The organism is Actinomycetospora lemnae (genome assembly GCF_028737315.1).
Classification (GTDB): Bacteria; Actinomycetota; Actinomycetes; order Mycobacteriales; family Pseudonocardiaceae; genus Actinomycetospora; species Actinomycetospora lemnae.
The window spans coordinates 429463-456419 of the sequence record NZ_JAQZAO010000005.1; the positions used below are offsets into that span (position 1 = coordinate 429463).

21 protein-coding genes, 1 tRNA gene and 1 pseudogene are annotated in these 26957 nt (G+C 73.2%); 11 read left to right on the forward strand and 12 right to left on the reverse strand.

The annotated features are described in order from the left end of the window. Window positions 1–59: 59 nt before the first annotated feature. Window positions 60–1871: a 2-isopropylmalate synthase gene (leuA, locus tag PGB27_RS14250; protein ID WP_274201010.1), complete on the reverse strand. Its 1812-nt coding sequence runs from the start codon at window positions 1869–1871 to the stop codon at window positions 60–62. A 3-nt stretch (window positions 1872–1874) separates the two neighbouring features. Here leuA and PGB27_RS14255 point away from each other — a divergent pair, with 3 nt between their 5' ends. The 6 genes from PGB27_RS14255 to PGB27_RS14280 all read left to right on the forward strand — a co-directional run bounded on the left by PGB27_RS14255 (window position 1875) and on the right by PGB27_RS14280 (window position 7728). Continuing rightward, complete coding sequence (locus PGB27_RS14255) at window positions 1875–2534, forward strand: hypothetical protein (RefSeq protein ID WP_274201011.1); 660 nt, start codon at window positions 1875–1877, stop codon at window positions 2532–2534. 92 nt (window positions 2535–2626) lie between these two features. After that, on the forward strand, window positions 2627–3892 hold the full coding sequence (locus PGB27_RS14260) for an aspartate kinase (protein WP_274201012.1): 1266 nt from the start codon (window positions 2627–2629) through the stop codon (window positions 3890–3892). 13 nt (window positions 3893–3905) lie between these two features. Further along, window positions 3906–4958, forward strand: coding sequence for an aspartate-semialdehyde dehydrogenase (locus PGB27_RS14265; protein ID WP_274201013.1), 1053 nt, complete (start codon window positions 3906–3908; stop codon window positions 4956–4958). Between the two features lie 129 nt (window positions 4959–5087). Then, the gene (locus tag PGB27_RS14270; protein ID WP_408630071.1) at window positions 5088–5606 is read left to right on the forward strand and encodes a Fur family transcriptional regulator; all 519 of its coding nucleotides are present in this window, start codon (window positions 5088–5090) and stop codon (window positions 5604–5606) included. Beyond that, window positions 5603–7087 carry a catalase gene (locus tag PGB27_RS14275; protein WP_274201014.1) on the forward strand — a complete coding sequence of 495 codons (1485 nt, stop codon included), beginning with the start codon at window positions 5603–5605 and terminating at the stop codon, window positions 7085–7087. The genes PGB27_RS14270 and PGB27_RS14275 overlap by 4 nt, the downstream gene beginning before the upstream one ends. A 164-nt stretch (window positions 7088–7251) precedes the next feature. Then, on the forward strand, window positions 7252–7728 hold the full coding sequence (locus PGB27_RS14280) for a Dps family protein (protein ID WP_274201015.1): 477 nt from the start codon (window positions 7252–7254) through the stop codon (window positions 7726–7728). A 98-nt stretch (window positions 7729–7826) separates the two neighbouring features. On the opposite strand, the gene PGB27_RS14285 is transcribed toward PGB27_RS14280, so the two are convergent. Further along, window positions 7827–9692 carry a S9 family peptidase gene (locus PGB27_RS14285; RefSeq protein ID WP_274201016.1) on the reverse strand — a complete coding sequence of 622 codons (1866 nt, stop codon included), beginning with the start codon at window positions 9690–9692 and terminating at the stop codon, window positions 7827–7829. Between the two features lie 93 nt (window positions 9693–9785). Between PGB27_RS14285 and PGB27_RS14290 the strand changes: the two genes are divergently transcribed. Together PGB27_RS14290 and PGB27_RS14295 are read left to right on the forward strand one after the other, a co-directional pair. After that, entirely contained in the window at window positions 9786–10577 is a 792-nt protein-coding gene (locus PGB27_RS14290) for an SAM-dependent methyltransferase (protein ID WP_274201017.1), read from the forward strand. A gap of 31 nt (window positions 10578–10608) precedes the next feature. Continuing rightward, window positions 10609–11340, forward strand: a complete 732-nt coding sequence (locus PGB27_RS14295) for an enoyl-CoA hydratase (protein ID WP_274201018.1) — start codon at window positions 10609–10611, stop codon at window positions 11338–11340. Between the two features lie 26 nt (window positions 11341–11366). On the opposite strand, the gene PGB27_RS14300 is transcribed toward PGB27_RS14295, so the two are convergent. Next, window positions 11367–12062, reverse strand: a complete 696-nt coding sequence (locus PGB27_RS14300) for a helix-turn-helix transcriptional regulator (RefSeq protein WP_274201019.1) — start codon at window positions 12060–12062, stop codon at window positions 11367–11369. 192 nt (window positions 12063–12254) lie between these two features. Here PGB27_RS14300 and PGB27_RS14305 point away from each other — a divergent pair, with 192 nt between their 5' ends. Then, complete coding sequence (locus PGB27_RS14305; RefSeq protein WP_274201020.1) at window positions 12255–12881, forward strand: cysteine hydrolase family protein; 627 nt, start codon at window positions 12255–12257, stop codon at window positions 12879–12881. A gap of 58 nt (window positions 12882–12939) precedes the next feature. Here PGB27_RS14305 and PGB27_RS14310 read toward each other — a convergent pair whose 3' ends face one another. Then, the gene (locus tag PGB27_RS14310) at window positions 12940–14388 is read right to left on the reverse strand and encodes an HAD-IB family hydrolase (RefSeq protein ID WP_274201021.1); all 1449 of its coding nucleotides are present in this window, start codon (window positions 14386–14388) and stop codon (window positions 12940–12942) included. Next, entirely contained in the window at window positions 14375–16762 is a 2388-nt protein-coding gene (locus PGB27_RS14315) for a glycerol-3-phosphate 1-O-acyltransferase (RefSeq protein WP_274201022.1), read from the reverse strand. Before PGB27_RS14315 ends, PGB27_RS14310 begins: the two co-directional genes overlap by 14 nt. Before the next feature lie 223 nt (window positions 16763–16985). Here PGB27_RS14315 and PGB27_RS14320 point away from each other — a divergent pair, with 223 nt between their 5' ends. Continuing rightward, window positions 16986–17999 (forward strand): alcohol dehydrogenase, encoded by a 1014-nt coding sequence (locus PGB27_RS14320; protein WP_274201023.1) that lies wholly within the window; start codon window positions 16986–16988, stop codon window positions 17997–17999. A gap of 10 nt (window positions 18000–18009) precedes the next feature. On the opposite strand, the gene PGB27_RS14325 is transcribed toward PGB27_RS14320, so the two are convergent. The 5 genes from PGB27_RS14325 to PGB27_RS14345 all read right to left on the reverse strand — a co-directional run bounded on the left by PGB27_RS14325 (window position 18010) and on the right by PGB27_RS14345 (window position 24007). Next, window positions 18010–19035: a glycoside hydrolase family 18 protein gene (locus PGB27_RS14325; protein ID WP_274201024.1), complete on the reverse strand. Its 1026-nt coding sequence runs from the start codon at window positions 19033–19035 to the stop codon at window positions 18010–18012. Between the two features lie 65 nt (window positions 19036–19100). Continuing rightward, window positions 19101–20366, reverse strand: a complete 1266-nt coding sequence (locus tag PGB27_RS14330) for a hypothetical protein (protein ID WP_274201025.1) — start codon at window positions 20364–20366, stop codon at window positions 19101–19103. Between the two features lie 185 nt (window positions 20367–20551). After that, window positions 20552–20625: transfer RNA gene (locus tag PGB27_RS14335), tRNA-Pro, on the reverse strand. Window positions 20626–20648: 23 nt separating this feature from the next. Then, complete coding sequence (locus tag PGB27_RS14340) at window positions 20649–21635, reverse strand: metallophosphoesterase (protein WP_274201026.1); 987 nt, start codon at window positions 21633–21635, stop codon at window positions 20649–20651. Further along, window positions 21632–24007, reverse strand: coding sequence for a penicillin-binding protein (locus PGB27_RS14345; RefSeq protein WP_274201027.1), 2376 nt, complete (start codon window positions 24005–24007; stop codon window positions 21632–21634). Before PGB27_RS14345 ends, PGB27_RS14340 begins: the two co-directional genes overlap by 4 nt. Before the next feature lie 317 nt (window positions 24008–24324). Between PGB27_RS14345 and PGB27_RS14350 the strand changes: the two are divergent. Further along, window positions 24325–24576: pseudogene (locus PGB27_RS14350) on the forward strand (WhiB family transcriptional regulator); the annotation flags it as partial. Window positions 24577–24756: 180 nt separating this feature from the next. Here PGB27_RS14350 and PGB27_RS14355 read toward each other — a convergent pair. Then, window positions 24757–25938, reverse strand: a complete 1182-nt coding sequence (locus tag PGB27_RS14355; protein WP_274201028.1) for an ArsA family ATPase — start codon at window positions 25936–25938, stop codon at window positions 24757–24759. Further along, the gene (locus tag PGB27_RS14360) at window positions 25938–26954 is read right to left on the reverse strand and encodes an ArsA-related P-loop ATPase (RefSeq protein WP_274201029.1); all 1017 of its coding nucleotides are present in this window, start codon (window positions 26952–26954) and stop codon (window positions 25938–25940) included. Before PGB27_RS14360 ends, PGB27_RS14355 begins: the two co-directional genes overlap by 1 nt. Window positions 26955–26957 lie beyond the last annotated feature (3 nt).

Sequence of the window (26957 nt, forward strand, 5' to 3'; positions counted from 1 at the left end):
CCGCACATCCGCGGGCCTTCGTCACCGAGACCGCGATCAAGCCGGCAACCCAGGAGCGTCTAGCGCATCGCCCGGTTCACCGCCGACACGACGGCCTTGAGCGAGGCCGTGAGGATCGAGCCGTCGATCCCGATGCCCCAGACCTCGATGTCGCCCACCGCGGCCTCGACGTAGGCGGCGGCGCGGGCGTCGTCGCCGGCGGACATGGCGTGCTCGGCGTAGTCGAGGACCCGCACGTCGTATCCGACAGTGGCCAGGGCGTCGACGAAGGCGGCGATCGGGCCGTTGCCGACGCCGGTGACCTCGTGCAGGTCGCCCTCCACCTTCAGCGTCGCTGACAGCTCGGCCTTGCCGTCGTCGTGGGTCTGCACCCGCGAGCTGACGAGCTCCAGCGGTACGCGGCGCTGGAGGTACTCCTCGGTGAAGATGTCGTACATCTCCTTGGCCGAGACCTCGCCGCCCTCGGTGTCCGTGACCTCCTGGACGCGCCGCGAGAACTCGATCTGCAGGCGCCGGGGCAGCTCGAGCTGGTGCTCGACCTTCATCAGGTACGCGACGCCGCCCTTGCCCGACTGCGAGTTCACGCGGATGACGGCCTCGTACGTGCGGCCGACGTCCTTCGGGTCGATGGGCAGGTACGGGACCTCCCACGGGTGGTCGTCGACGTCGTGGCCGGCGGCCGCGGCCTCGGCGTTCATCGCCTGCAGGCCCTTGTTGATCGCGTCCTGGTGCGAGCCGGAGAACGCGGTGAACACGAGGTCGCCGCCCCACGGGTGGCGCTCGCCGACGGGCAGCTGGTTGCAGAACTCGACGGTGCGACGGACCTCGTCGATGTCCGAGAAGTCGATCTGCGGGTCGATGCCCTGGCTGAACAGGTTCATGCCGAGGGTCACCAGGCAGACGTTGCCGGTGCGCTCACCGTTGCCGAACAGGCAGCCCTCGACGCGGTCGGCGCCGGCCTGGACGCCCAGCTCGGCGGCCGCGACGCCGGTGCCGCGGTCGTTGTGCGGGTGCAGCGACAGGATGATCGAGTCGCGCCGGGCGAGGTTCCGGTGCATCCACTCGATGGAGTCGGCGTACACGTTCGGTGTCGCCATCTCCACCGTGGCCGGCAGGTTGACGATCATCGGGCGCTCGGGCGTCGGCTCCCAGACGTCACCGACGGCGTCGACGATCTCCTTGGCGTACGACAGCTCCGTGCCGGTGTAGGACTCCGGCGAGTACTGGAAGCGCCAGTCCGTGTCCGGGCGCTTCTCGGCCTCCTCGCGGACGAGCTTCGCCCCGTCCGTCGCGATCTTCGTGATGCCGTCGCGGTCGGACCGGAAGACGACCCGGCGCTGCAGGATCGAGGTCGAGTTGTAGAGGTGCACCACCGCCGAGTGGACGCCCTCGAGCGACTCGAACGTGCGCGTGATCAGCTCGGGACGCGCCTGCGTCAGCACCTGGATGCGGACGTCGGCGGGGATCGCGCCCTGCTCGATGATCTCGCGGACGAAGTCGAAGTCGGTCTGCGACGCGGCGGGGAAGCCGACCTCGATCTCCTTGTAGCCCATGCGGACGAGCAGGTCGAACATGCGCCGCTTGCGAGCCGGCGACATCGGGTCGATCAGCGCCTGGTTGCCGTCGCGCAGGTCCACCGCGCCCCACAGGGGCGCCTTGGTGATGACCTTCTCCGGCCACGTGCGGTCCGGCAGCGAGATCTTCTCGACGAGGTCGGCGAAGGGCTTGTAGCGGTGGACCGGCATGCGGCTCGGCCGCTGCGTGTTCCACACCGGCTGGTCGGTGGGGATGTCGCCGTCGGGATGGACGACGGTCGATCGGATGTCGGCGAACGGCGTGTCGTTGCCGGTGACGCCGGGGGTGATGCTCATGGGGTGTCGCGCTCCTGCCTGCAGCACTGCGGGGATCGGCGACCGGCAGCGCGCATCACCCGCGACAGGGGGCCGGTCGGTTCAGACCCCGCCGCGGCGGCGAAGGAGCAGCCCGAGGGCTGCGAGCGCGAGAGACATCACGTGCACGGTAGCCCCGTCACGCGCCGACCCGGTACCCCGGGCCCCCGACGGCGGGCGCGGCGCGGGCTGGATCCCGCCGCTGAGCTGCGACGATCGACCGCTGGTGACACAGGTCGCATCCCTGGCTACCGACGGGTCAAGTCGCGTGTCATGATGTCGCGCATGGCGCAGGATGCGAGCACGGAGACGTCCGAACAGCGGCGTTCGCACACCGGAGAGGACCTCCGTGCGCTCACCCGCAAGGTCCTGACCGTTGCCGCCTCGGTGATCCGGATCCTCACGGTCGTCTTCGCGGCGATCCTCGTGATCCACGTGATCCTCTCCGTCGCCGGCGCGAACCCCGCCAACGGCATCACGGTCTTCTTCCGTGACCTCGCATCGAACCTGACGCTCGGCATCGGCGACCTGTTCCTGCCGGCGAGCGAGTCGCTGCGGATCATCCTCAACTTCGGCCTCGCGGCCGTCGTGTGGATCGTGATCGGCATCGTCGTCTCGAAGCTGCTCAACGCCCTCGCGCCGTAGCCACGTCGGGGTGTCCCCGGACACCTCGTGACCTCCCCCGCCTCGGATAGGGTCGGACCCGTTCGCCGACCAGCAGGTGGAGGTCAGTCGCGGTGGCACTCGTCGTCCAGAAGTACGGCGGCTCGTCCGTCCAGGACGCGGAGCGGATTCGTCGTGTGGCCGAGCGCATCGTGCGCACGGGGAAGGACGGCAACGACGTCGTCGTCGTCGCCTCGGCCATGGGCGACACGACCGACGAGCTGACCGACCTCGCGATGCAGGTGCACCCCAGCCCGCCGCCGCGCGAGCTGGACATGCTGCTGACGTCCGGCGAGCGCATCTCCAACGCCCTGCTCGCGATGGCCATCAACGCCCAGGGCGGGCGGGCGCGGTCGTTCACGGGCTCGCAGGCCGGCATGATCACCACGGGCAAGCACGGCGACGCGCGCATCGTCGACGTCACACCGGGTCGCATCCACGCCGCTCTCGCCGAGGACCACATCGCGCTCGTCGCGGGGTTCCAGGGCGTGAGCGTGGACTCGAAGGAGATCACGACGCTCGGCCGCGGCGGCTCGGACACCACGGCGGTCGCGATGGCGGCCGCGATGAAGGCCGACGTCTGCGAGATCTACACCGACGTCGACGGCGTGTACTCGGCCGACCCGCGCATCGTCCCCGACGCGAAGCTGCTCGAGACCATCACCTACGAGGAGATGCTCGAGATGGCCGCCTGCGGGGCGAAGGTGCTGCACCTGCGCGCCGTCGAGTACGCCCGCCGCGAGAACGTGCCCCTGCGGGTGCGCTCGTCGTACAACGACAAGCCCGGCACGACGATCGTCGGGTCCATCGAGGAGCTCAGCGTGGAACAGGCGGTCCTCACCGGCGTCGCGCACGACCGGTCCGAGGCGAAGGTGACCGTGGTCGGTGTGCCCGACCAGCCCGGGTTCGCGGCGCGCATCTTCCGCGCCGTCGCGGACGTCGAGGTCAACATCGACATGGTGCTGCAGAACATCTCGCACCTGCAGACGGGCAAGACCGACGTGACCTTCACGCTGCCGCGCAAGGACGGCCCGCGGGCGGTCGAGGCGCTCGCCGCCGTGCAGCCCGAGGTCGGCCACGAGGACGTCATCTACGACGAGCACGTCGGCAAGGTGACGCTGGTCGGCGCCGGGATGCGCAGCCACCCGGGCGTCACCGCCACCTTCTGCGAGTCGCTGGCCGAGGCCGGCGTGAACATCGAGATGATGAACACCTCGGAGATCCGCATCTCCGCGCTCCTGCGCGACACCCAGCTCGACGACGCCGTCCGCGCCCTGCACGAGGCCTTCGACCTCGGTGGCGACGAGGAGGCCGTGGTGTACGCCGGGACCGGTCGGTAGGGCAGGAGAGACCATGACGACGCTCGCCATCGTCGGGGCCACCGGTGCGGTCGGCTCCGTCATGATCGACATCATCAACGCGCGCGAGAGCGTGCCGTGGAGCGAGATCCGGCTGATCGCCTCACCCCGTTCGGCCGGCCGGCGGCTGCGGGTCCGCGGCGAGGAGATCGAGGTCGTCGCGCTGTCGCCGGCGGCGTTCGACGGCGTCGACATCGCGATGTTCGACGTCCCCGACGCCGTCAGCGCGGAGTGGGCGCCGGTCGCGGTGTCGCGCGGCGCGATCGCCGTCGACAACTCCGGCGCCTTCCGCATGGACCCCGAGGTCCCGCTGGTGGTGCCCGAGGTCAACGCCGAGCAGGCGCACGAGCGCCCCAAGGGCATCGTCTCCAACCCGAACTGCACGACGCTGTCGATGATGGCCGCTCTCGGGGCCCTGCACCGCGCCTTCGGGCTGCGGGAGCTGGTGGTCGCGAGCTACCAGGCCGCCTCCGGCGCGGGCCAGGAGGGCATCGACCGCCTGCAGGACGAGATCGCCGCGGTCGCGGGCAAGGGCGTGGGCCACCGGCGTGGCGACGTCGCCGAGGTCATCGCGTCGGCGGGCCTGCCGGCGGAGTCGCCGTTCAACGCCCCGCTGGCGCTCAACGTGGTGCCGTTCGCCGGCTCGCTCAAGGACGACGGCTGGACCTCGGAGGAGCTCAAGGTCCGCAACGAGTCGCGGAAGATCCTCGGGCTGCCCGAGCTCAAGGTGTCGGCGACGTGCGTGCGCGTCCCCGTCGTCACCACGCACTCGATCGCGGTGCACGCGACGTTCGACGGGCCGGTGGACGTCGCCACCGCGCACCAGGTCTTCGCCTCGCAGCCCTCGATCGTGCTGGTCGACGAGCCCGAGGCCAAGCGGTTCCCGACCCCGGTCGACGTCGTCGGCGAGGACCCGACGTACGTGGGCCGCGTGCGCCAGGCCCTCGACTTCCCGAACACCCTCGACTTCTTCGTGTGTGGCGACAACCTGCGCAAGGGCGCGGCGCTGAACACCTACGAGATCGCCGAGGAGCTCGTCCGCAGCTGACGGGGCACCGTCCCTTTTCTTGACTCGTTCCAGTCTCGGTGGCACCGTGGAGCCATCATGACCCCATCGACCGGTCCTCGGGACGAGGCTGCGCCCACCGCCGCGGCCGCGCCTGCCGCCGGTCCGGCCCTGGACCCGCGCCACCACATCGCCGACCCGCGGGCCCGCCTCCGTCAGGCGGGCCTGCGGGTCACCGCGCCGCGGCAGGCCGTCCTGGGCGTGCTGGGCGAGCACCCGCACTCCACGGCCGAGGCCGTGGCGGCGGCGGTGCGCGCCCGGCTGGGGTCGGTCAGCACCCAGGCCGTGTACGACGTCCTCGCCGCGTGCGTCGACGCCGGTCTCGTCCGTCGCATCGAGCCCGCGGGCTCGGCGGCCCGGTACGAGACCCGTACCGGGGACAACCACCACCACGTGGTCTGCCGGTCGTGCGGGGCGACCGCCGACGTCGACTGCGTCGTCGGCGAGCCCCCGTGCCTGATCCCCTCCGACGCCGGCGGCTTCGTCATCGACGAGGCCGAGGTCGTCTTCTGGGGAACGTGCCCGACCTGCGCCGGAGCAGGAGCGGGTACCCGGGACTCGCGACGTGCCGTCCGCGGCGCCGTCGCCGTCCTGCACGAGAGCCACCACCACCCTGAGAGGCGAACGTGACCAATACGCATCGCTCCTACGCCACCGACGACGCCGGCATCCCGGCGCCGAGCCACGAGTTCTCGGCCACGGTCGGGACCGACGGGCCCCTGGTGCTGCAGGACCACTACCTCATCGAGCAGATGGCGAACTTCAACCGGGAGCGCATCCCGGAGCGCCAGCCTCACGCGAAGGGGAGTGGTGCGTTCGCGAAGTTCGAGGTCACCCAGGACGTCACCGCCTACACCAAGGCCGCGGTGTTCCAGCCCGGGGAGGTCACCGAGGGCATCATCCGCTTCTCGACGGTCGCCGGTGAGCGGGGCAGCCCCGACACCTGGCGCGACCCGCGCGGCTTCGCCCTCAAGCTGTGGACCCGCGAGGGCAACTGGGACATGGTCGGCAACAACACGCCGGTCTTCTTCATCCGCGACCCCATGAAGTTCCAGAACTTCATCCGCTCGCAGAAGCGCCTCGCCCGCAACGGCCTGCGCGACCACGACATGCAGTGGGACTTCTGGACGCTCTCGCCGGAGTCGAAGCACCAGGTCACGTGGCTCATGGGCGACCGCGGCATCCCGCGCACGTGGCGCCACATGAACGGCTACTCGAGCCACACCTACATGTGGATCAACGCTGCCGGCGAGGAGTTCTGGGTCAAGTACCACTTCAAGTCGGACCAGGGCGTCGAGTGCCTCACCGAGGAGGAGGCCGGCCGCCTCGCCGGTGAGGACGCCGACTACCACCAGCGCGACCTCTACGAGGCCATCGAGCGCGGGGAGTTCCCGAGCTGGACCCTCCACGTGCAGATCATGCCGTTCGAGGACGCGAAGACCTACCGGTTCAACCCGTTCGACCTGACCAAGGTGTGGCCGCACAGCGACTACCCCCTGCAGGAGGTCGGGCGCCTGACGCTGAACCGGAACCCCGAGGACTACCACACCGAGATCGAGCAGGTCGCGTTCGAGCCGAACAACCAGCCCCCGGGTCTGGGCCTGTCGCCGGACAAGATGCTGCTCGCCCGCGGGTTCTCCTACGCCGACGCGCACCGCGCCCGGCTCGGGGTCAACTACAAGCAGATCCCGGTCAACTCGGCGCAGGGCACCGAGGTGCACGCCTACACGGTCGCCGGCGCGATGCGCGTGCAGAACGTGAAGGACCCGGTGTACGCGCCCAACACCAAGGGCGGCGCGCAGACCACCGAGACGATCCAGCCGCCCACGTGGTACTCGGACGGCCAGATCCAGCGCGCGGCCTACGTGCCCCACGCCGAGGACACCGACGAGGTCCAGGCCCGCACGATGATGCTCGAGGTCTGGGACGACGCCCAGCGCGACCGCTTCGTCGAGAACGTCTCCGGCCACCTCGCCAAGGGCGTCGGCGACGACGTGCTGGCCCGCGCGTTCGACTACTGGAAGTCGATCGACCAGGGCATGGGCGAGCGCGTCGAGGCTCGCGTGCGCGAGCTCACGGGCAAGGAGCAGAAGGTCCTCAGCCAGAGCTGATCCACGCCTGACCTGCTGTTTCGGGAACAACCGCGGCCCGTCCCACGTTGTCGGTGGGGCGGGTCGCGGTGTGTCCGGGTGTTACGGCCACCGCCGCGACGGCTATCCCCACCGTGTCCATCGTGAACCGTGCGATCCACGGTCGTGAAGGAGTGAGCACCACCATGGCAGGAGCCCCGATCACCAGCCCGCTCTCCGACGACGCCAAGCGGGTCGTCGGGACGGTCCTCCAGGACAGCCTGACCGACTTCATCGACCTGTCGCTGACCGCGAAGCAGTGGCACTGGAACGTGGTCGGCAGCAACTTCCGCGAGGCGCACCTGCACCTCGACGAGCTCGTCGACCTCGCCCGCACCTACACCGACGAGGTCGCGGAGCGCGCCGCCACCCTCGGCGTGTCGCCCGACGGGCGCGCCGAGACGGTCGCCAAGAACAGCGGCCTGCCCACCACCGAGGAGGGCTGGCGCCAGGTCGAGGACGTCAACCAGGCGGTCGTGCAGACCCTCGAGACGCTCATCGAGCGCATGCGTGAGCGCATCGCCGCCACCGACGAGCCCGACCCGGTGACCCAGGACCTGCTCATCGCGCAGACCGCGAAGCTCGAGGAGGCCCACTGGATGTGGCAGGCGAAGACCGCCTGATCCACCTCCCCGTACTGAGCGAAGGGCCCCTTCGGTCGATCTAGTCGAGCGAAGGTGCCCTTCGCTCAGCTCGGGGCGGGCTCAGCTCGGGCGCGGGCTCAGGCCGGGACGGGCAGCCCCAGGGCCTCGCGGGCGAAGGCGATCTCGGCGACGGTGTGCGCGAGCGTCTCGGCGACGACCAGCGAGCCGTGGCCCGCGTCGTAGCGCACCATCGCGTACTCCCGGCCCCGCTCGGCCAGGGCGTCCAGGTAGTTGTCGATCTGCCGGATCGGACAGCGCGGGTCGTTCTCGCCCGCGAGCACCAGCACCGGGGCGCGCACCGCGTCCACCCACGTCAGCGGCGAGGCCTCGCGGTAGCGCTCCGGCACCTCGTCCGGCGAGCCGCCGAACAGCGAGCGGTCGAACGCGCGCAGTGGCTCCATCTCGTCCTCGTACGCGGCGAGGTAGTCGGCGACGGGCACGCCGGCGCAGCCGACCGCCCAGCGCTCGGGCTGGCGGCCCAGGCCCAGCAGCGTCAGGTAGCCGCCCCACGACCAGCCCTCCAGCACGCAGGCGGCCGGGTCGGCCAGCCCCGTCGACACCGCCCACTCGTGCACGGCGGCGACGTCCTCGAGCTCCGTGGTGCCCGGACGTCCCTCGATCGCGTCGCGCCAGGCCGAGCCGTAGCCCGACGAGCCGCGGTAGTTCACGTGCACCACCGCGAAGCCGGCGTCGACCCACACCGCGCGCACCGGTGACCAGCGGTCCTCGTCAGCCGCCTGCGGCCCGCCGTGGATCATGAAGACCGTCGGGACGCGCCCGGTGGTGCCGGCGGGGCGGGTGAACAGCGCGTGCACCGGACCACCCGGCCCGTCGACCCACGCGTCGTCGAGCGCCACCGACGGCGCCGGGCGCTCGCCGGGCGGGGCGAGCAGCTCGGTGTCGGTGCCGTCGGGGCGCAGCGCGCGCACCGACGAGGGGTACGCCGCCGACGACCAGCCGTACTCGACGGTGCCGTCCGGACGGACGTCGGCGCCGCCGACCGAGCCGGCCGCGGTGGGCAGGTCGGTGAGCTCGCCGGTGGCGAGGTCGTAGCGGTGCAGGGTCGTGCGCCCCGCGCGGGTGTGCGCGACGAGCAGGGCCGAGGCGTCGGGGTAGAAGCCGGCGGACAGGTCACCGGGCAGGTCGATGGCCAGCTCGGTCTCGGTGTCGGTGGCGAGGTCCCAGACCAGCAGCTCGTCGCGGCCCCGGCGCTCGTGGCCGACGAGCAGCCGCTGGTCGCCCTCGACGGGCGCGAACTCGATGGGGTCGAGCCCCTTGCCCTCGCCGTCGTGGCGCTCGCCGACGGTCGTGGCGTCCGACACCCGCAGCACCCGGATCGCCGGGTGGCGCGAGTCCCCGTGCTCGGCGTGCGAGATCGCCAGCAGCGTCTCGTCGCGGGAGAGCGCACCGATGCCGGCATCCTCGGTGTGGGTGTAGACGACGCGCGCCTCCCCGAACCCGTCGCCGCCGTCCTCGCTGACCGCCAGCGTCGACCCGTCGTCGGTCGACCAGCCGACGGCCACCGTGCGCCGGCCGAGCTCGAGGCCGGCCGGGTAGCCCGGGGCCGCGCCCGCGACAGCGGGGGACGCCGCGCCGCCGGTGAACGGCTCGCGGACCCACACCCCGAACTCGTCGCCGTCGGTGTCGTCGAACCACCAGATGCTCTCGCCGTCGGTGCTCGCCGCGCCGCCGCGGGTGCCCTGCGGGCGGTCGGTGACGCGGCGGTGGGTGTCGGCGGCCCGGTCCCAGGCGTAGATCTCCCACGTGCCCGTCGCGTTCGACGAGTAGACGCTGCGGTCCGGGGCGTCGCGGGCCCAGTCGGGCACCGAGACGCGCGCCGCGGTGAACCGGCCGCGCCAGCGCGCCTCGACCTCGGGGTCGGCGAAGAGGGCGTCGGGGACGGCGGGGACCGGGTCGGAGCGGCGGGCGGGCGACGACGTCATGCCCCGATCCTGCCCGCCGGTGTGCCACGTGCGCCGTGCGGACCGGGGCGTGGGAGAGGATGGTGCCGACCAGCACACACGGGGGGACACCAGGTGCGCGAGGAGCCACCGGAACTCGCGGGCCCGACGCCGAGTCGGGCACGCATCTACGACTACTTCCTCGGGGGGACGGAGAACTACGCGATCGATCGCGAGTTCGCCGAGGAGGCCGACCGCGTCTTCCCGGCGATGCGGCAGCTGTGCCGGGACCACCGGCGCTTCTCCCGCGCGGTGGTGCGCCACCTCGCGGACAGCGGGTTCGACCAGTTCCTCGAGCTCGGTTCGGGGCTGCCGACGGTCGACCACGTCCACGCGGTGGCCGCCCGGTCCGTCGCGGACCCGCGTGTGGTCTACGTCGACCGGGTGCCGGAGACGGTCGAGCACGCCGCGCGGCTGGTGGCCGACGAGCCCGGCGTCGCGGTCGAGTGCGCCGACGCGACCGACGTCGCGGCTGTCCTCGCCTCACCGGGGGTGACGGCGCTGATCGACCTCGATCGTCCCGTCGCGGTGCTGGCGGTGGCCCTGCTGCACAGCTCCACCGACGACGTCGCCCGCGCGACCGTGCAGGGCTACCGTCGGGCGCTGGCGCCGGGCAGCGTCATCGCCCTCAGCCACCCGACGGGACTCGCGCACCCCGGCCTGCGGGCCTGGTGCGACATCCGCCACTCCGGCTACTCCTACGCGCCCTTGCTGCGCGACCCCGACGACATGGCGTCCTGGTTCGAGGGCATGGAGCTGATCGGGCCGGGCTGGGTGTCCGCGCCCGAGTGGACGCCCGACGGGCCCGCGCCGGGGGCCGAGGTCACGGGCAGCGGGCTGTGGGGTGTGGTCGCGCGGGTGCCGTGACGGCCGGGATGATCGCTGCCGTGATGACCCCGTGATCGGCACCCAGCGCCACGACGCCGGCGTCCACGAGATCCGTCTCGACCGCACCGAGCGGCGCAACGCCCTCGACACCGCGCACTGCCGCGACCTGCACGCCGCGGTGGACGCCGCCGTCGACGGCGGGGCCCGCGCGCTCGTGTTGAGCGGTGCGGGCACGGCGTTCTGCTCGGGCGCCGACCTCGACACCGTCGGCGACACGGACTTCCTCGCCGCCCTCTACGGCATGCTGCACCGGCTCGCCGAGGTGCCGGTGCCCGTCGTCGCCGCCGTGCACGGTCCCGCGATCGGCGCCGGCACCCAGCTCGCGCTGGCCGCCGACCTGCGGGTCTGCTCCGAGGCCGCCGTGTTCGGGCTGCCGACCGCCGCACTCGGGCTGGCGGTCGACCCCTGGACCGTGCGCCGGCTCGCCCTCGTCGCGGGCGGCGGCGCGGCGCGGCGGCTGCTGCTCGCCTGCGAGCGCCTCGACCACGACGCGGCGCGGGCGGCGGGGCTCGTCGACCGCGTCGGTGACCGGGAGGCCGCGCTGGCCTGGGCGACCGAGATCGCGGCGCTGGCGCCCCTGACGCTCGCCTACAACAAGCTCGCCGTGGCCCGGCTGCTCGAGGACGCGCCCGTGCCCGACGAGGTGGCCGCGGCCTTCGACGCCTGCTGGGCGAGCGAGGACCTGGCCGAGGGCCGCCGGGCCCGCGAGGAGAAGCGGGAGCCGGTCTTCCGGGGCATCTAGAGCTCACCGGACCTGGCGACCACCACTCACGGCACCTCGTCGGACGACGGGGCGACGAGTCCGAGCGCAACCGCCCGCACGGCCGCCTGCACGCGGTTGCTGGCGCGGAGCTTGCGCAGGATGTGCTCGACGTGGGTGGCGACCGTCCGTCGGGTGACCCACAGCGTCGCAGCGATCTCGGTGTTGCTGAGGCCGTCGCACAGGTGGTGCAGCACCTCCAGCTCGCGGGTGGAGAGGGTCGTCCTTCGCCTGGCGCGAACGGCGGCGGCGAGGGGTATCGCGGTGCGCCGGGCCATGGCCAGGGCTCCCAGCGTTTCCGGCGTGACCAGTCTCTCGTCGAGACTCACGTGCAGGCTGCCGAACGGCCGCCCCCGCCGGTCGTCGAGCACCATCGACGATCCCTGGCGGAAGCCGGACGGGATCAGGTAGCCAGACGCCATGGGGCTGCAGCGGAAGCGCGGGAGTGTGTCCCAATGGAGAATCTCGGTCGGGCGCGACGCCACGAATCTGTAGTTCGGATCCTGGGTCATGAATTCGCCGAGGACGTAGGAGACGACTTCTTGTGCGTATCCCCGGCTCGCGACGACGACCTGTCGGTCGCGTAGAGAATCCTCTGTCGTCAAGAGCGCTGCAGCAAAGGGGACCTCTCGGTGCAGAGTGTCGAAGAAGGCCTCGGCGCGCCGACGCAGCGGCCGTGCGTCGGCCGGGATGAGCTCGTCCACGCTCACCTCCGGTCTCCGCTCGTCGAGCGATGCTACCGACGACGAACCCGTGCCGGGAGAGCGGCACGATCGGTCACCTGACCGATATCGCTTCGCGGTCGGCGTTCCTAGCGTCGGACGGGCCACCCCGAACGGTTGCGGACGCGCGTGATGATCGGAGGAACCATGACTCCACTCAGAGGCAACGACCTGGTGGACGACAGCATCGTCTTCGTGGTCGACATGATCAAGGACTTCCTGGATCCGGGCGAGGAGTTCGTCATCGACGAGGGCCGGTCGATGTACGAGAAGCTCAACGCCCTCCTTGTCCTCGCTCGGGAGCACCGCATCCCGATCGTGCACTCGGCCTCACAGGGGATGAACAATTCCCTCTACGAGGACCACTGGTGGCAGATCCGTGAGCGGGTGTCGTGCCAGGAGGGCAGTCCGACGGTCGACGTCGTCGATGCGCTCCGTCCCGCCGCCTACAGCGACCACGAGATCTACATTCCCAAGAGCAAGTACAGCCCGTTCTACGGAACGCGACTCGACACCTACCTGAGGAATCCGCCCTTCCTCGGGCGCAATACGATCATCGTCACGGGGATGGCGACGAACTTCTGCTGCTTCTGCACGTCGAGCGACGCCTTCAACCGCGACTACCGAGTGCTGTTCGTCGACGATCTCAACTGCACCTTCCCGGGCATCGACGGAACTCCGGCAGACGTCATGCATCGGATCACGGTGGAGACCTTGAAGCAGGGTTACGTCGAAGAGGTCGTCACGGCTCACGACGTGATGGAGCGCTTGACGCGAGACGCCGTGGCAGTGCCTGCGTGACTCCCGGCCCGCACCCGCGCTCGGCGCGGGTGCGGGCAACGGTGTGTTCTTCCCGGCGCTACTCGCCCGGCCAGTGGGCGAGGGTGTGCAGGTACTGCTGGCGCACGCCCTCGATGCGCTCGTCGAGGTCCTCGCGCCTCCAGTCGGAGACGTCCACCGGCGGCAGCACCGCGACCTGGACGACGCCGGGGTGGATGATCAACGCGTTGCGGCTCATCAGCGCGCCGGTGTTGCGGAAGACGAGCGGGACGATCGGCACCCCGGCCTGCATGGCGAGGTGGAACGCGCCCTTCTTGAACTTCCCCGGCGTCGGGGTGGGGGAGCGGGTGCCCTCGGGCGCGATGACGATCGATGTGCCCTCGCGCAGGCGCTGGACGGCCGGCTCCAGGGCCTTGCGGGCCTGGGCGTTGTCCGCGCGGTCGATGAACGCCGTCTCGAGCAGGCGCATGAGCCCGCCGAAGAGCACGTCGTTGGCGAGCTCCTTCTTCGCCACCGGCGCGAAGTTGCCGCGCAGGAGGCCGCCGAGCACGAGCACGTCGAGCTGGCTCTGGTGGTTGAACAGGAAGACCGCCGGCTGGGACTCCCAGATGTGCCGCGCGCCGTGCACGTCGAGCGAGACCCCGGAGGCCATGAGCGACAGGTCGCCACCGAGGCCGATGCCGAGGTTGAGCCCGGCGCGTCGGGACCCGCCGAGCAGGCCGATCCCCAGGCCGGTCGCGAAGCCCCCCATCATCCCGGCGAACGTGGCCGCGGTGCGGGCGATCTCCACCGGCGTCGTCCACGGCCGTCCGGTGAAGTCGACGACCGGCCAGGCGCGCTCGGCCGCCGCGCGCCGCAGGCCCGCGCTCGGGTTGACCGCGGCCGGGTGGGCGACGGTGGCGAGGAACGGCACGTCCTCGCCGCCGTTGGAGTACGCGAAGCTCGCGTCGAGGTCGACGTCGTGCGCGGCGGCGAACTCCTTGACCGCGGCGGCCTTGCCCTCGCCGTACGGGGAGCGGCCGTCGGGGCGTCCGGTGAGCGTGCCGTCCTCGTCGACCTCGACCGCCGTGTAGATCGTGTGGTCGACGCCGAGCGCCTTGGCCGCCGGCTCGACCTGGAAGCGCGTCGCCGAGCTGGCGAGCACGACGGTGTGGCCCTTCTCGAGGTGCGCCCGGATCAGCCGCCACGACTCGGGGTAGACGCTCGGGCCGATCTCGTCGCGGAAGAGCTGGTTGCCGATCTTCTCGAGCTCCTCCGGCGTGCGGCCCGCCCACGTGCGCAGGGTGATGCCGAGGAACTTGCGGAAGTCCTCCTCGTCGTTGAGCCCCTGCCAGCCGTTGGCGAGCGTGCCGAGCGTGGTGCGCGGGTGCAGGTCGAAGTGCCGGATGTGGTGACGGATGAAGGCCGTCACCGAGTAGCCGGCGATCACCGTGCCGTCGAAGTCGAAGAACGCGCCCACCTCGGGCCCGTCGGGCGCGGCCTCGACCGCGTCCATCAGATCCTGGAAGTGGTGGTCAGGGTCGGACACCCGCGGACTCCTGTCGGTTCGTCGCGTCGGTCTCGTCGATGGCCACGACCCGCTCCACCACCCCGCGGACCTCGGCGGCGAACGCGCGACGCCGGGTCGCGAGGTCGGGCCCGCCGGTGCCCGGCGAGGAGCTCGGGGCGAGCAGCCCACGGTTGGCGGCCAGCCGGATCGCCGACGCGAAGAGCTCCCGCGACAGCGACTCCGGCCCGTGCAGCTTGCCCTGCAACAGCAGCTGCTGCCCGACGGCGGCGCAGCGGTCGAGCAGCGCGTCCTGGTCGACGGGCGTGTCCGGGTCGTGCTCGGCGAGCCGCTCTGCCACGACCCACTGGGCGTCGACGAACGAGCGCAGCACGCGGTGTGCGCACAGGAACCGGCTCTGGCGCAGCATCTTGCGCGTGCGGGCGATGTCGCCGTCGTCCGAGCGCCAGTCGGGGTCGATGAGGGTGAGCTCGTCGATCAGCTCGGCGCGGAACGTCTCCTTGTCGGGGAAGAAGAACTCGTACTTGAGCAGGTCGCGCAGGTCGAGCGCGGCCTGGAAGCCCTTGGCCAGCGCCTCGCGCCCGGTCAGGTCGCCGACCTCGAGGATCGCCAGCTCGACGATCGCCCGGTTGACGAAGTGGTGGATCGCCGAGTTGCGGTAGAACGCGGCGACGATGTGGTGCCCGCTCTCCACCGAGAACACCGGCTCGGAGCCCTCCGTGTACGCGCTGACGACCTTCTCGCGGCGCAGCGAGAGCAGGGCCTCGGCGACGCCGCCGTTGGTGCGCAGCGACGCGATACCGGTGTGGGGCAGCCCGCGGGCGTCGACGTAGTCGAGCACCGGCTCCACCACGCGGCGGACCTGGGAGAGCGTCAGCGCGCGGTCGCGCACTCCGAGCAGCGCCAGCGCCGCGAGGGCGATCGGCGTCACCGGCGTGACCCGGTTGATGCGCACGAACACCTCGAACGCCGTCTTCTGCAGCGCGAGCCGGCGGGCCGCGGAATCCTCCGTGTCCTCGCGCGTGTCCTCGGTGGCGTCGTCCCGCTGGGCGTCGAGGGCGGGGTCGTTGGCCGCGGTGAGGGCGGAGCGCAGCGACAGGGGCTCGCCGAAGCTCACGTGCACCCCGCCGACGGGACGGCGCTGCGCCCGCGCGTAGCCGGCGAGCCAGCGCAGGCCCTCGGGCGTCTTGTCCGCCCCGGTCTGCTCGGCCGCCATCTGGTGCACTTCCTGCAGCTGGTCGTGGATGATCGACACCGGGACGAGGTAGACGTCCTCGGTGCGACGCGTCTCCACGGCGCTCGCCACGTCGGAGAGCAGCCCGTACTTCGGCGGGCGGAGCTTGCCGGTGCGGGTGCGCCCGCCCTCCATGTACCACTCGAGGTTGAAGCGCTTGGCGCACAACCACGAGAAGTACTCGCGGACCACGGCCTTGTAGACCGGGTCCCCACCGAAGCTGCGGCGGATGAAGATGATGCCGCTGCGGCGGGCGAGCTGCTCGAGCCCGAAGATCCGCAGGTTGTCGCCGCCGAGGACGTGGTTGCGCGGGAAGTCGTTGCTGCGCAGCACGTCGGCCAGCACGAACGGGTCGGTGTAGCTGCGGTGCGACGGCAGGAACACGAGCGCGTGCTCGGCGTTCAGCTCGCGCAGCGGCTCGAGCCCCGCGGTGTCGGCGTGCACCGTCCACGCCTTCTGGTGCATGGGGCGCAGGACGCCGGAGAAGAGGTCGACCGCGGCGGGGTCGAGCGAGGCGACGATGCTCTCGAGGTCGGCGGCGGCCTCGGTGGCCACCTCGTCCTCGGGCCGTCCCGTCGACGCCGCGAGGCGCTGGATCTCGCGGCTGAAGTGCGCCGACCCGACGATCTGCCCGGCGACCTCGCGCGGCACCTTGAACCGGTTGCCCGTGAGCGCCCGCTCGGCGCGGTCGAGCGCGAGGGTCGCCTGGCGGGCCACGAAGCGCACGAAGTCCGCCGTGTCGGTGGCGGAGCGCTCGCGGCGGTGCCGGCGCATGAGCTCGCGGACGGTGGCGGGGCGGCCGACGACGACGCGGTGCTGCGGCGGGGTACGGCGCGCGGCGCGGGCGCGGGAGCGCAGCGCCCAGCCGCGGGTGAGGACGTCGACGAGCCGCAGCAGGGTGCGGTCGGGCTCCGGGTCGTTCGACCAGACCACGCGCACGGGGACGAGCAGTGGGTTGTCGCCGCGGGTCAGGCGCCCGGCGAGCTGCTGGCCCTCGGCGGGCAGCACCTCGAGGCCGCGACCGCCCGCGACGTCGTGGCGGATCTCGGCGAGCCAGCGGTCGACCAGGCGGCGCTCGGTGCTCGACGGGGCGTCGACGAGGACGACCAGCGGCCGGTCACCCGAGTCCGGGAGCCTCGCCAGATCGTCCTGCGTGCTCAACGCCCACCCCTCGCGACGCCGTGCCGCGGTCACGTCGCGGCTGCTTGGTCCCCCGGACCCTACCCGCTGGGGTGGTCCGGGGACCCCCGGTGAGCGCGGGTCGGCGCCGGTGAGCGCCGGTGAGCGCCGGTGAGCGCCGCCTCGCGTCCGGCCACGGATGCGCGGGTACGCACCAATGGAGTCGTTGACCTCGAAACCATCAGGAGTCACCAGCGTGTCGATCATGCGCGCCGTCCAGGTCCCGCGAGCCGGGGGCGACCTCGAGCTCGTCGAGCGGGAGCTGCCCACGCCGGGCCGCGGCGAGGTCCGTGTCCGCGTGCAGGCCTGCGGGGTCTGCCACAGCGACATGTTCGCCAAGGAGGGCGTCCTGCCGGCGACGCCGTTCCCGATCGTGCCGGGGCACGAGATCGTCGGCACGGTCGACGAGGTCGGCCCCGACGTCCTCGGTGCCTGGAGCACCGGGGACCGCGTCGGCGTCGGCTGGTTCGGCGGCGCCTGCCACCACTGCGACCCGTGCCGCCGCGGTGACTTCATCACCTGCGAGAACGGGCGCATCCCCGGCGTCACCTTCGACGGTGGGTACGCCGAGGCGGTCGTCGTGCCCGCGGACGCGCTGGCGCACGTGCCCGCCGAGCTCTCCCCCGAGGAGGCGGCGCCGCTGATGTGCGCGGGCGTGACGACCTACCACGCGCTGCGCGAGAGCCCGGCGCGTCCGGGCGACCGGGTCGCGGTCCAGGGCGTCGGCGGGCTCGGGCACCTGGGCATCCAGTTCGCGGCGCGGATGGGCTTCGAGGTGATCGCGGTGTCGCGCGGGCGGGAGAAGGAGGACCTCGCCCGCAAGCTCGGCGCCCACCAGTACGTCGACAGCGAGGCGACCGACCCCGGCCAGGCGCTCGCCGAGATGGGCGGGGTCACGGTCGCGCTCGCCACCGCGACCAGCGGCGAGGCGATCTCGGCGCTCATCCCGGGCCTCGACCGTCGCGGGCAGCTGCTCGTCGTCGGCGCCGCGGAGAGCCCGCTGCAGGTCGACGCCATGAGCCTCATCGGCCCCGCCGCGGGCATCACCGGGCACCCGTCGGGCACCTCGATGGACTCCGAGGACACCCTGCGCTTCGCGCGGCTCACCGACGTCCGGCCGATGATCGAGACGCTGCCGCTGGAGCGGGCCGCCGAGGCCTACGACAGGATGATCAACAACGACGCGCGGTTCCGGATGGTGCTGACCACCGGGCAGTGAGTCCCGGTCCTCAGGACGGGCGGGCGAAGCCCTGGGCGATCCGCGTGAACGCCCAGGGCTCCTGCGCGATGCCGCTGCAGTCGTCGGCCTCGTCCTCGGTGCCGGGGCACGAGCCGTTGTCCCGGGCGAGCGACCAGAACCCGACGCCGCCGTAGCCGTTGCCGCGGGCGTCGTCGACGACGGCGCGGGCGTCGTCGGGCGTCGTCGTCATGTCCATGTCGTTGCGCCCGATCATGAAGGTGACGCCGACGCGGCGACGGACGTCCGCGGGCTCGCTGCCGGGCCAGATCCTCTCGAGCTGGCCCACCGCGGTGCGCGTCGCGCCGATCATCGCGTCGGCCCAGGCCCCCTCGTACGAGAAGTTCATGACCATGAGGTTCACGCGCGCCGCGACGCCGGCCGTGGTGGCGTCCTGGACGAGCCTGCGGGCGTCCGCGCTGAGGCCCTCGGTGACGCCGTCGACCTGCACGGTCAGCGTGACGCGTGTGCCGCGCTCGTGCTGGAGCAGCGCGAGGGCCTCGGCGATGCGGCGGGTCGACACGTCGCGTCCGGTGTCGGTCTCGACGTCGACGTCGAGGTGGTCGGCGCCCACCGCGTCGAGCGCGGCCGCGTAGGCGTCCGCGAGCGAGCGGGCGTCGGGACACGCGGTCTCGAGGTAGTCGCCGAGGGCCCCGCCCGACGACACGGTCATCCGCCCGCCGTGCGCCTTCAGCCCGGCCACGCGAGTCGCGACGGCGGGGTCGGTGAGGGGCGTGGTGCCGCCCCAGGTCGGCGCGCACGACTCCTCGGCGTCGGCGAGGACGAACGCGAGCACGACGTCGGCGTGGCCGGTGGCGTCGGCCATGTCGGTCATCGCCGGCAGGGGCGGGGTCGTCAGGTCGACGTACGGCGCGAACGCCACGTCGGGCAGCGGTCCCGCGGGCGCGGGGACACCCGGGCGGGCGGGCGCGTCGGCGAGACGCGTCCCCGCGACGTCGGCGAGCGCGGACTCGTGGACGGGCGTCTCGCCCGTGACCACGGGCGCGGTGACGAGCACCGCCACCAGCGCGGCGAGCAGCAGGGCGCGCCACGACGGACGGGCCGCGCGGCGCCTCTGGGGGCTCAGGTGTCCGCGGCGTCGTCGTCCGCGCCGCCGTCGGTCTGCTGCTGCGGAGCGTCGACCTCGTCCGGCTCCTGCTCGGCCTGGGGGACGGCCCGCTGCGCCCGCGGGGCCGGGGCCACCGGCTCGGCGGGCTCGACGACCTGGCGCGGGCCCGCGCGTGGCGCTCGTGCGGTGGTCGAGCGCGGCGTGCTGCGGGTGGTGGCCCGCGCGGACCGCGTCGTCGTGGTCGGCTCGACCTCGGCGACGTTGCGTGCGTCGACGGTCGGCGGGACGACGGCGGGCGGCGGGAGCGTGGCCGTGGGGGTGGGCAGCAGGGTCGGTGCGGCCGTCGGGCCGACCGGGCCGGCCACCGCGCCCACGGCGACCACGCCGACGTAGGACGCGCAGACCGCCGTCGCCGCGATCGCCACGGTGCGGAACCGCCGCGCCCGGCGACCGGTGCCGTCGGCGAAGACCGGGGTCACGGGGGCGGGCGTGTCCGGGGCGAGGGACGCGGAGGCCGCCGCGGTCGTCGCGCTGCCCGGCGCCGAGCGCAGCGCCGACCGGGGCACGATGTCGGCCGGGTCCGAGCGCCGGGCCGCGGGGCGGCGGGCGGGTGTGGGCGTGGCCTGCGTGGCGCCGGTCGGGGCGGCGCCGGTCGGGGTGGCCGTGGTGCTCGCGACCGCGGGGCTCGACGTCGCGGTCGTCAGCGCCGTGGCGGACGTCGGCGAGGCCGCGGGCCGGGCGGGCCGGACCGGTGCCGGCGGGAGCGGGGGGTGCTGGGTCGGCGCGTGGTGGGTCGGCGCGTGGTGGGTCGGCGCGGGTCGCGCCGTCTCGCGGGGCATCGGCGCCGCGTGGCGGGTGGTGGCGGGCGCAGGCAGCGGGCCCTGGTGCGGCACGAGGCCGGTGGGCCGGACCGGGGCGAGGTTCGGGAACGAGGGGTGCTCGCCGGCGCGCGGCACGGGACGGGGCCCGGGCAGCGCGTCACCCGGGAGGTCGGTGTGCCGAGCACCGACGGGCGGGGCGGGCGTCGCCGACAGGATGTCGGCGAGCCGCGGCGTCCGGCGCTCGTCCTCGCGGCGCACGGCGGAGCCCGGGACCGGGTCGGGCACCGCGCGCAGGCGACGGGACGAGTCGTCGACGGCAGCAGCCGCCCCGGGGCGGGCGTGCCGTCCCGCGGGCAGGGGGCCGTGGCCCCCGTCGCCCGGTCCGGCGTCGTGGTGCAGCGGCGTCCCCGGCGCGGCGTGCCGTCCGGCGGGCGCTTCCGGTGCCCGTCCGTGTCGCATGGTGTCCCCGATCCGTGTGAGAGCCCCCCGACAGGGTGATCCGAGGAAGGCATCGTCGGTCGACATCGTGTCGTTACCGGACGGAGATCGCCACGTGTGTGGTGCGGACGAGCGAGGCCACGTCACTGCTCCGGAACGACGAGAGCCCCCATCCGCTCAGCGGATGGGGGCTCTCGTGCGGCGTGTCGGGGTGGCGGGATTCGAACCCACGGCCTCCTCGTCCCGAACGAGGCGCGCTACCAAGCTGCGCCACACCCCGGAGGCGATCGCGCAGGGACGACTCTACCCGTCCGCCCCCGAGCGAGCTGACGGGGGCCGCCCCTCCCGGTCGTGGACCGCGGCACGCGTGGCACCGGACCCGACCGGCCGCGGCACGAGCTCGAGCAGCGTCGCCTCGGGCCGGCACGAGAAGCGCGCCGGTGCGTACGGCGAGGTGCCCAGACCGGCCGAGACGTGCAGACGCATGTGCGCCCCCCACCGCGACGTCCCGCGCGCCCGGGACCGGTCGATCCCGCAGTTGGTGACGATCGCGCCGTACCCGGGCAGCCGCAGCTGGCCCCCGTGGGTGTGGCCGGCGAGGACGAGGTCGTAGCCGTCGGCGGCGAACGCGTCGAGCACCCGCGGCTCGGGGGAGTGGGTGAGCCCGAGGCGCAGGTCACAGGGCTCGTCGACGGGCCCGGCGATGCGGTCGTGGTCGTCGCGGCCGATGTGGGGGTCGTCGACGCCCGCGACGGCGACCCGCACCCCGGCGACGGTCAGCGTGTGCCGGGTGTGGGTCGCGTCGAGCCACCCGCGCTCGAGCATCGCGGCCCGGAGGTCGCGCCACGGCAGCTCCGGGCCGAGGATCCGGTGCTGCGGGCGGAACAGGTAGTCGGCCGGGTTCTTCGGCTTCGGCCCGTGGTAGTCGTTGCTGCCCCAGACGACGACGCCGGGCCGGTCGAGCAGGGCGCCGAGCGCGCGCAGCACCTCCGGCACGGCGCGGGGGTGCGACAGGTTGTCGCCGGTGTCGACCACCAGGTCCGGCTCGAGCGCCGCCAGTCCCTCGACGAACCGCCGCTCGAGGCGCTGCCCCGGGCGCAGGTGCAGGTCGGAGAGGTGGAGCACGCGCAGGCTGCGGCCGGCCGCGGTCTCGGGGTCGAGGACCTCGAGACGGGCGCGGCGCAGCGCGAACCAGTGCCGTTCGACGCCCACGGCGTAGCCGAGGCCGAGGGCGCCGGCCGCGGTCACGCCGGCGCCCGCGCGCAGGAGCGTCCCGCCGAGGCCGGTCATCCGCCCGCTCCCGTCGCGGCTCCGGCCAGCGGCGGCGGGCCGCTCGGCGGCGACGGCGCCGCCGGCACGCGACCGTCGGAGACCTGCAGCGTCACGACCTGGTCGGGCAGCACCGAGCCCCGCGGGTTCTGGCCGACGACGGTGCCCGCGGGCGCGCGGTTGCCGACGGGCACCTGCTGCACCTGGAAGCCGGCGTCGCGCAGCTCGTCGGTGGCCTCGTCGGCCTGGTCGCCGATGACCTCGGGGACCTGCTCGTTCGACCCGCCCTGCAGGTAGCGCGGGGTCGTCGGCGGCAGCGGCGCGACCGGGAGCGGCGCGAAGATCGGGTTCATCGCCTTGAACCAGGTGCGGGCCGGGGTGGTGCCGCCGAAGAGGTTGCCGTCGCCGCACGGGAAGGGCGGGTTCTCGCCACCGCCGTCGCAGAGCGTCCGGGGTGACGACGAGTCGTCGAACGTGATGACGGCGCCCGAGTACTGCGTGTTGAAGCCGAGGAAGGCGGCCGACCGGTTGTTCTGGGTCGTGCCGGTCTTGCCCGACAGGGGCCGGTTCCAGCCGTTGGCCGCCGCGGCGGCGGCCGCGGTCCCGCCGGGCTGGTCGTCCTTGCTCAGCCCGGTCATCAGCGTGTCGGCCAGCGCCGGGTCGACGACCTGCTCGCACGGCTGCTCGGCGACGGGCACCGGCGCACCGGACGCCTCGGTGACCGACTCGATCGGGCTCGGCGGGCACCACATGCCGCTCGAGGCCAGCGTGGCCCCGACGTTCGCGAGCTCGAGCGGGCTGGTCGGCGTGACGCCGAGGGTGAACGAGCCCTGGTTCTGCTCCCGGGCGGTGTCGGCGATGGACTCGCCGCTCGGGCCGGGGTCCGCGAGCGAGCGCAGGCCGAGCTTGACCGCCATGTCGACGACCGGGGGCACGCCGGTGGTCTCCATGAGCTTGACGAAGCCGGTGTTCGGCGACTGCGCCAGCGCGTCGGTCATGGACAGGAACGGCGCGAGCCCCTCCTCCGCGTTGCGCACCGGGAACGGGCGCCCGGAGCCGTCGCGGTAGATCGGCGACGCGTAGCCGTCGGGCGGGATCGGCATCTGGTAGTTGATGCCGAGACCCTCCTCGAGGGCCGCGGCCGCCGTGAAGATCTTGTAGGTCGAGCCGGCGCCGAGGTTCACCGGCTCCCACGGCAGCCCGTAGCTGGTCTGGAGCGCGTCGCCGTCGACGCCGAAGATGCGGCTCGCACCCATGGCGACGACGCGGTGCCGGTCGCGGCCGGGCTGCACGGTGGCCATGACGTCGGCGACGTTGCGCTGCTGCGGGGGCACCTCGTCGTTCAGCGCCTGCTGCATCGCGTTCATGGCGTTGCGGTCGAGCGTGGTGCGGATGGTGTAGCTGCCGCGGTTGAGCTGCTCGGCCGAGATGCCGGACTCGCCGAGGTAGTCGACGACGTACTTGCAGAAGAAGGCGGCGTTGCCGGCGCCGATGCAGCCGTTCGACGGCGTGGCCAGCGGCTCGACGATGCCCAGCGGCGACGCGACGGCCTCCTGCGCCTGCTGCTGGGTGATCATGCCCTGGCCCAGCATCTGGTTGATGACCTCGTTGCGCCGGCCCGTCGCGGCCTGCGGGTGGCGGGTCGGGTCGAACTGGGTGGTCGACTGCACCATCCCGGCGAGCATCGCGGCCTGCGGGATCGTCAGGCGGTCGGGCGTGGTGTTGAAGTAGGTGCGCGCGGCGGCGGCGACGCCGTACGAGTTGTTGCCCAGGAAGACGATGTTGAGGTAGCGCTCGAGCACCTCGTCCTTGGCCTCGCGCTTGCTGCGCCCGGACGCGAGCTCGCGCTCGAGCTGCAGCGCCACGCGGACCTCGCGCAGCTTGCGGGCGTAGGTCGGCTCGGTGGCCTCCAGCCGCTCCGACTCGGTCTGCGCCGTGACGTAGAGCTGGTAGTTCTTGATGTACTGCTGCGTCAGGGTCGAGGCGCCCTGCTGGGTGGAGCCGGCGGTCTGGTTGGTCACCAGCGCGCGCAGCGTGCCGGTCCAGTCGACGCCGTCGTGCTCGTAGAACCGGCGGTCCTCGATGGCGACGATCGCCCCGCGCATCGCCGGCGACATCTGCTGCAGCGGCACCGGCGTGCGGTTCTGCTCGTACAGGTAGGCGATCGGCGCACCCTGGTTGTCCTGCACGGTCGTGACACCGGGCAGCTGCCCTGCCGCGAGGTCCGACGACGTCGCGTTGACGGTGTCGCTGGCGTCGTTCGAGAGCAGGCCCACGCCCCCCACGAACGGGAACGCCATCCCCGCCACGATCACCCCGGCGACCAGGCAGATCGCCAGGAGCTTGGTGATCGGTCGCACCTTCGCCCCGATGTCCCGTCCACCTCGCGCCACGGCGACGAGGGTACGCGGCCGGATGGGACACGCAGCGCAGCGGAGCTGGACCCGTCGGACGTGCGCAACCGCCGGCGCGTGCCGGGTCGACCCCACATCGTCAGAGATCCTTCCGATCCCGTTGTGGGTGGAACCGTCCGCTCCTACGCTGCGTCAGACCCCAACGACGGGCAGGACGCGCCCGGGGACCGATCCGGCGCGCGCACGAGGACCCACCTGCGGGGAGGTGTGTCCACGGACGAAGGGCCCGCACGGGGAACAGAGGGTGGGGACACGACGTGACAGGTGAGTCGGTGCCGTCGAGCGCGGCGACCTCGATCGACTGGCGGCACTCCGCGCGCTGCCGGGACGAGGATCCCGAGACGCTCTTCGTCCAGGGCGCCCAGCAGCGTGATGCGCGCGAGGTGTGCACGGCCTGCCCGGTGCGCACGGAGTGCCTGGCCCACGCGCTCGACAACCGCATCCGCTTCGGCGTCTGGGGCGGCATGACCGAGCGCGAGCGGCGCGCGCTGCTCAAGCGCCGCCCCGACGTCATCTCGTGGGCGGCGCTGCTCGAGTCGGCGCGGCGCGCCGCGGCCGCGAGCCCGCCGGCCAACCCGCAAGCCCCGGCCCGCCCGCGCCGCACGGCGCGTCCGGCGGCCGTCGAGGCGCCGCGCCCCGTGGAGGGTGCCGAGGGCGGCGGCCGGCGGCACGTCGGCTGATCGATCCGGGAGCGGGCCCGGTCGCCGTGCGGGCGACCGGGCCGTGGCTCAGGACGCCAGCCGTCGGCCGATCTCGCGCAGGCCCTCGAGGTCGTGCACGTCGGTGGCCATGGCCGGCACGTCGACGATCGGCACCGTCGGGTGCGCGCGGGTGAAGCGGCCCAGCACGCGGCGCTCCCGTTCGGCGGTCTCGACGCGGTCGGCGTGCAGGCGCAGCACCGCGGCCGCCAGCTCGTCGTCGGGAGACGGAGCGGAGCGGAGCTCGACCCGATCACCCCGCGAGGCCTCGAGGGTCTCGGCGCCCTCGCGCGCCCGCGCCCCGGACAGGGTCGCGTGCACGGGGTGGGTGCGGTTGAGCACCAGGCCCGCGAGCGGCATCTTCTCCGCGGACAGGCGCTCGACGAAGTAGCTGGCCTCGCGCAGGGCGTCGGGCTCGGGGGCGGCGACGACGACGAACGCGGTGCCCGGGGCGCGCAGCAGCTGGTAGGTCGTGTTCGCGCGCTCCTGGAAGCCGCCGAAGAGCGTGTCGAAGGCCTGCACGAACGCCGAGGCGTCGGCGAGCATCTGCCCGCCGAGGATCGTCGACACGGCCTTGGCGAACAGGTTGAACGTCGAGCCCACGAGCTTGCGGAAGGCGTTCCCGCCGGCGCGGGCGGGCGCCGAGAGCAGCCGGATCATCCGCCCGTCGAGGAACGACGACAGCCGCTGCGGGGCGTCGAGGAAGTCCAGCGCCGAGCGGGAGGGCGGGGTGTCGACGACGACGAGGTCCCAGGTGCCGGTGGCCGTGAGCTGGCCCAGCTTCTCCATCGCCATGTACTCCTGCGTCCCGGAGAACGAGGTGGAGATGGTCTGGTAGAAGGGGTTGTCGAAGATCGCCTGCGCGCGCTCGGGCGTGGTGTGGCCCGCGACCATCTCGTCGAAGGTCCGGCGCATGTCCAGCATCATCGCCTGCAGCTCGCCGCCCGAGCCCGGCGGCAGCGCGCCCGGCACGGTGCGCGGCTCGTTGTCGAGCTCCTCGAGCCCGAGCGACTGGGCGAGGCGCCGCGCCGGGTCGATGGTCAGCACCACGACGCGCCGGCCGTGCTCGGCGGCGCGCAGCGCGAGCGAGGCGGCGGTGGTGGTCTTGCCGACCCCGCCCGAGCCGCAGCAGACGAGCACCTTCGTCGCGCGGTCGGTGAGCAGCTCGTCGAGGTCGAGGTGACGGGGACGTCCCGGTCGCTGGTCGGCCATCACCGCACCCCCTGCTCGCGCAGCAGCTCGGCGAGCTCGTAGATCCCGCCCAGGTCCACGCCCTCGGTGAGCTCGGGCAGCTCCAGCTGCGGGAGGCCCGCGGCGTCGAGCCGCGAACGCACCGCGGCCTCGACCTGCACCCGCTCGGCGTGCTCGACCGTCTCCGACACCAGCCCGTCCACCTCGTCGTCCTTGAGGAACAGCCCCGCGGCCTCGAGCCCGGAGCGCAGTCCGGCGCCGAGCCCGGCGCCGGTGGCCGCCCCCGTCAGCGCCGTGGCCGGCAGGCGCGAGGGGCGGACGCGGTTGACCAGCACGGCGCCCATGGGCAGCCCGGCCTCGCGGATCTCGTCGACGGTGTCGAGGGTCTCCTGGACGGGGAGGTCCTCGAGCTGGGTGACGAGGTGCACCGCCGTCTGCGGCGAGTGCAACAGCTCGACGACGCCCTCGCTCTGCGAGTGGATCGGGCCGGTGCGCGCCAGCGAGCCCATCGCCTTGGTGACGTCGAGGAACTTCACGACGCGGCCGGTGGGCGGCGCGTCGAGGACGACGGCGTCGTAGAGCGGCACGCGCCGGCCGCCGCGGCGGTCCTCGCCGACGGTGCGCCCGACGCACTCCTTGACCTTGCCCGTGAGCAGGACGTCGCGCAGGCCCGGTGCGAGCGTGGTCGCGAACTCGATCGCGCCCATCCGCCGCAGGGTCCGGCCGGCCAGCCCGAGGTTGTAGAACATCTCGAGGTACTCGAGCAGGGCCGCCTCGGCGTCCACCGAGAGCCCGCGGACCTCGCCGCCGTCGGGGGCGACGGCGATCCGCTGCTCGGCGTACGGCAGGGGCGGGGTGTCGAAGACCTGGGCGATGCCCTGCCGGCCCTCGACCTCGACGAGCAGGGTCCGTCGCCCGCCCGCGGCGAGGGCCAGGGCCAGGGCCGCGGCCAGCGTCGTCTTGCCCGTGCCGCCCTTGCCGCTCACCACGTGCAGCCGGGCCTCGGCGAGGGCGGCGGGCCAGCGCTGATCGGTCACGCC

Excerpts from the sequence above, each read along its gene's own strand:
- PGB27_RS14265 (WP_274201013.1), top strand. The coding sequence starts at position 3,906 with ATGACGACGCTCGCCATCGTCGGGGCCACCGGTGCGGTCGGCTCCGTC.
- PGB27_RS14340 (WP_274201026.1), bottom strand. The coding sequence starts at position 21,635 with ATGACCGGCCTCGGCGGGACGCTCCTGCGCGCGGGCGCCGGCGTGACC.
- PGB27_RS14280 (WP_274201015.1), top strand. The coding sequence starts at position 7,252 with ATGGCAGGAGCCCCGATCACCAGCCCGCTCTCCGACGACGCCAAGCGG.
- PGB27_RS14330 (WP_274201025.1), bottom strand. The coding sequence starts at position 20,366 with ATGCGACACGGACGGGCACCGGAAGCGCCCGCCGGACGGCACGCCGCG.
- PGB27_RS14320 (WP_274201023.1), top strand. The coding sequence starts at position 16,986 with ATGCGCGCCGTCCAGGTCCCGCGAGCCGGGGGCGACCTCGAGCTCGTC.
- leuA (WP_274201010.1), bottom strand. The coding sequence starts at position 1,871 with ATGAGCATCACCCCCGGCGTCACCGGCAACGACACGCCGTTCGCCGAC.
- PGB27_RS14285 (WP_274201016.1), bottom strand. The coding sequence starts at position 9,692 with ATGACGTCGTCGCCCGCCCGCCGCTCCGACCCGGTCCCCGCCGTCCCC.
- PGB27_RS14355 (WP_274201028.1), bottom strand. The coding sequence starts at position 25,938 with ATGGCCGACCAGCGACCGGGACGTCCCCGTCACCTCGACCTCGACGAG.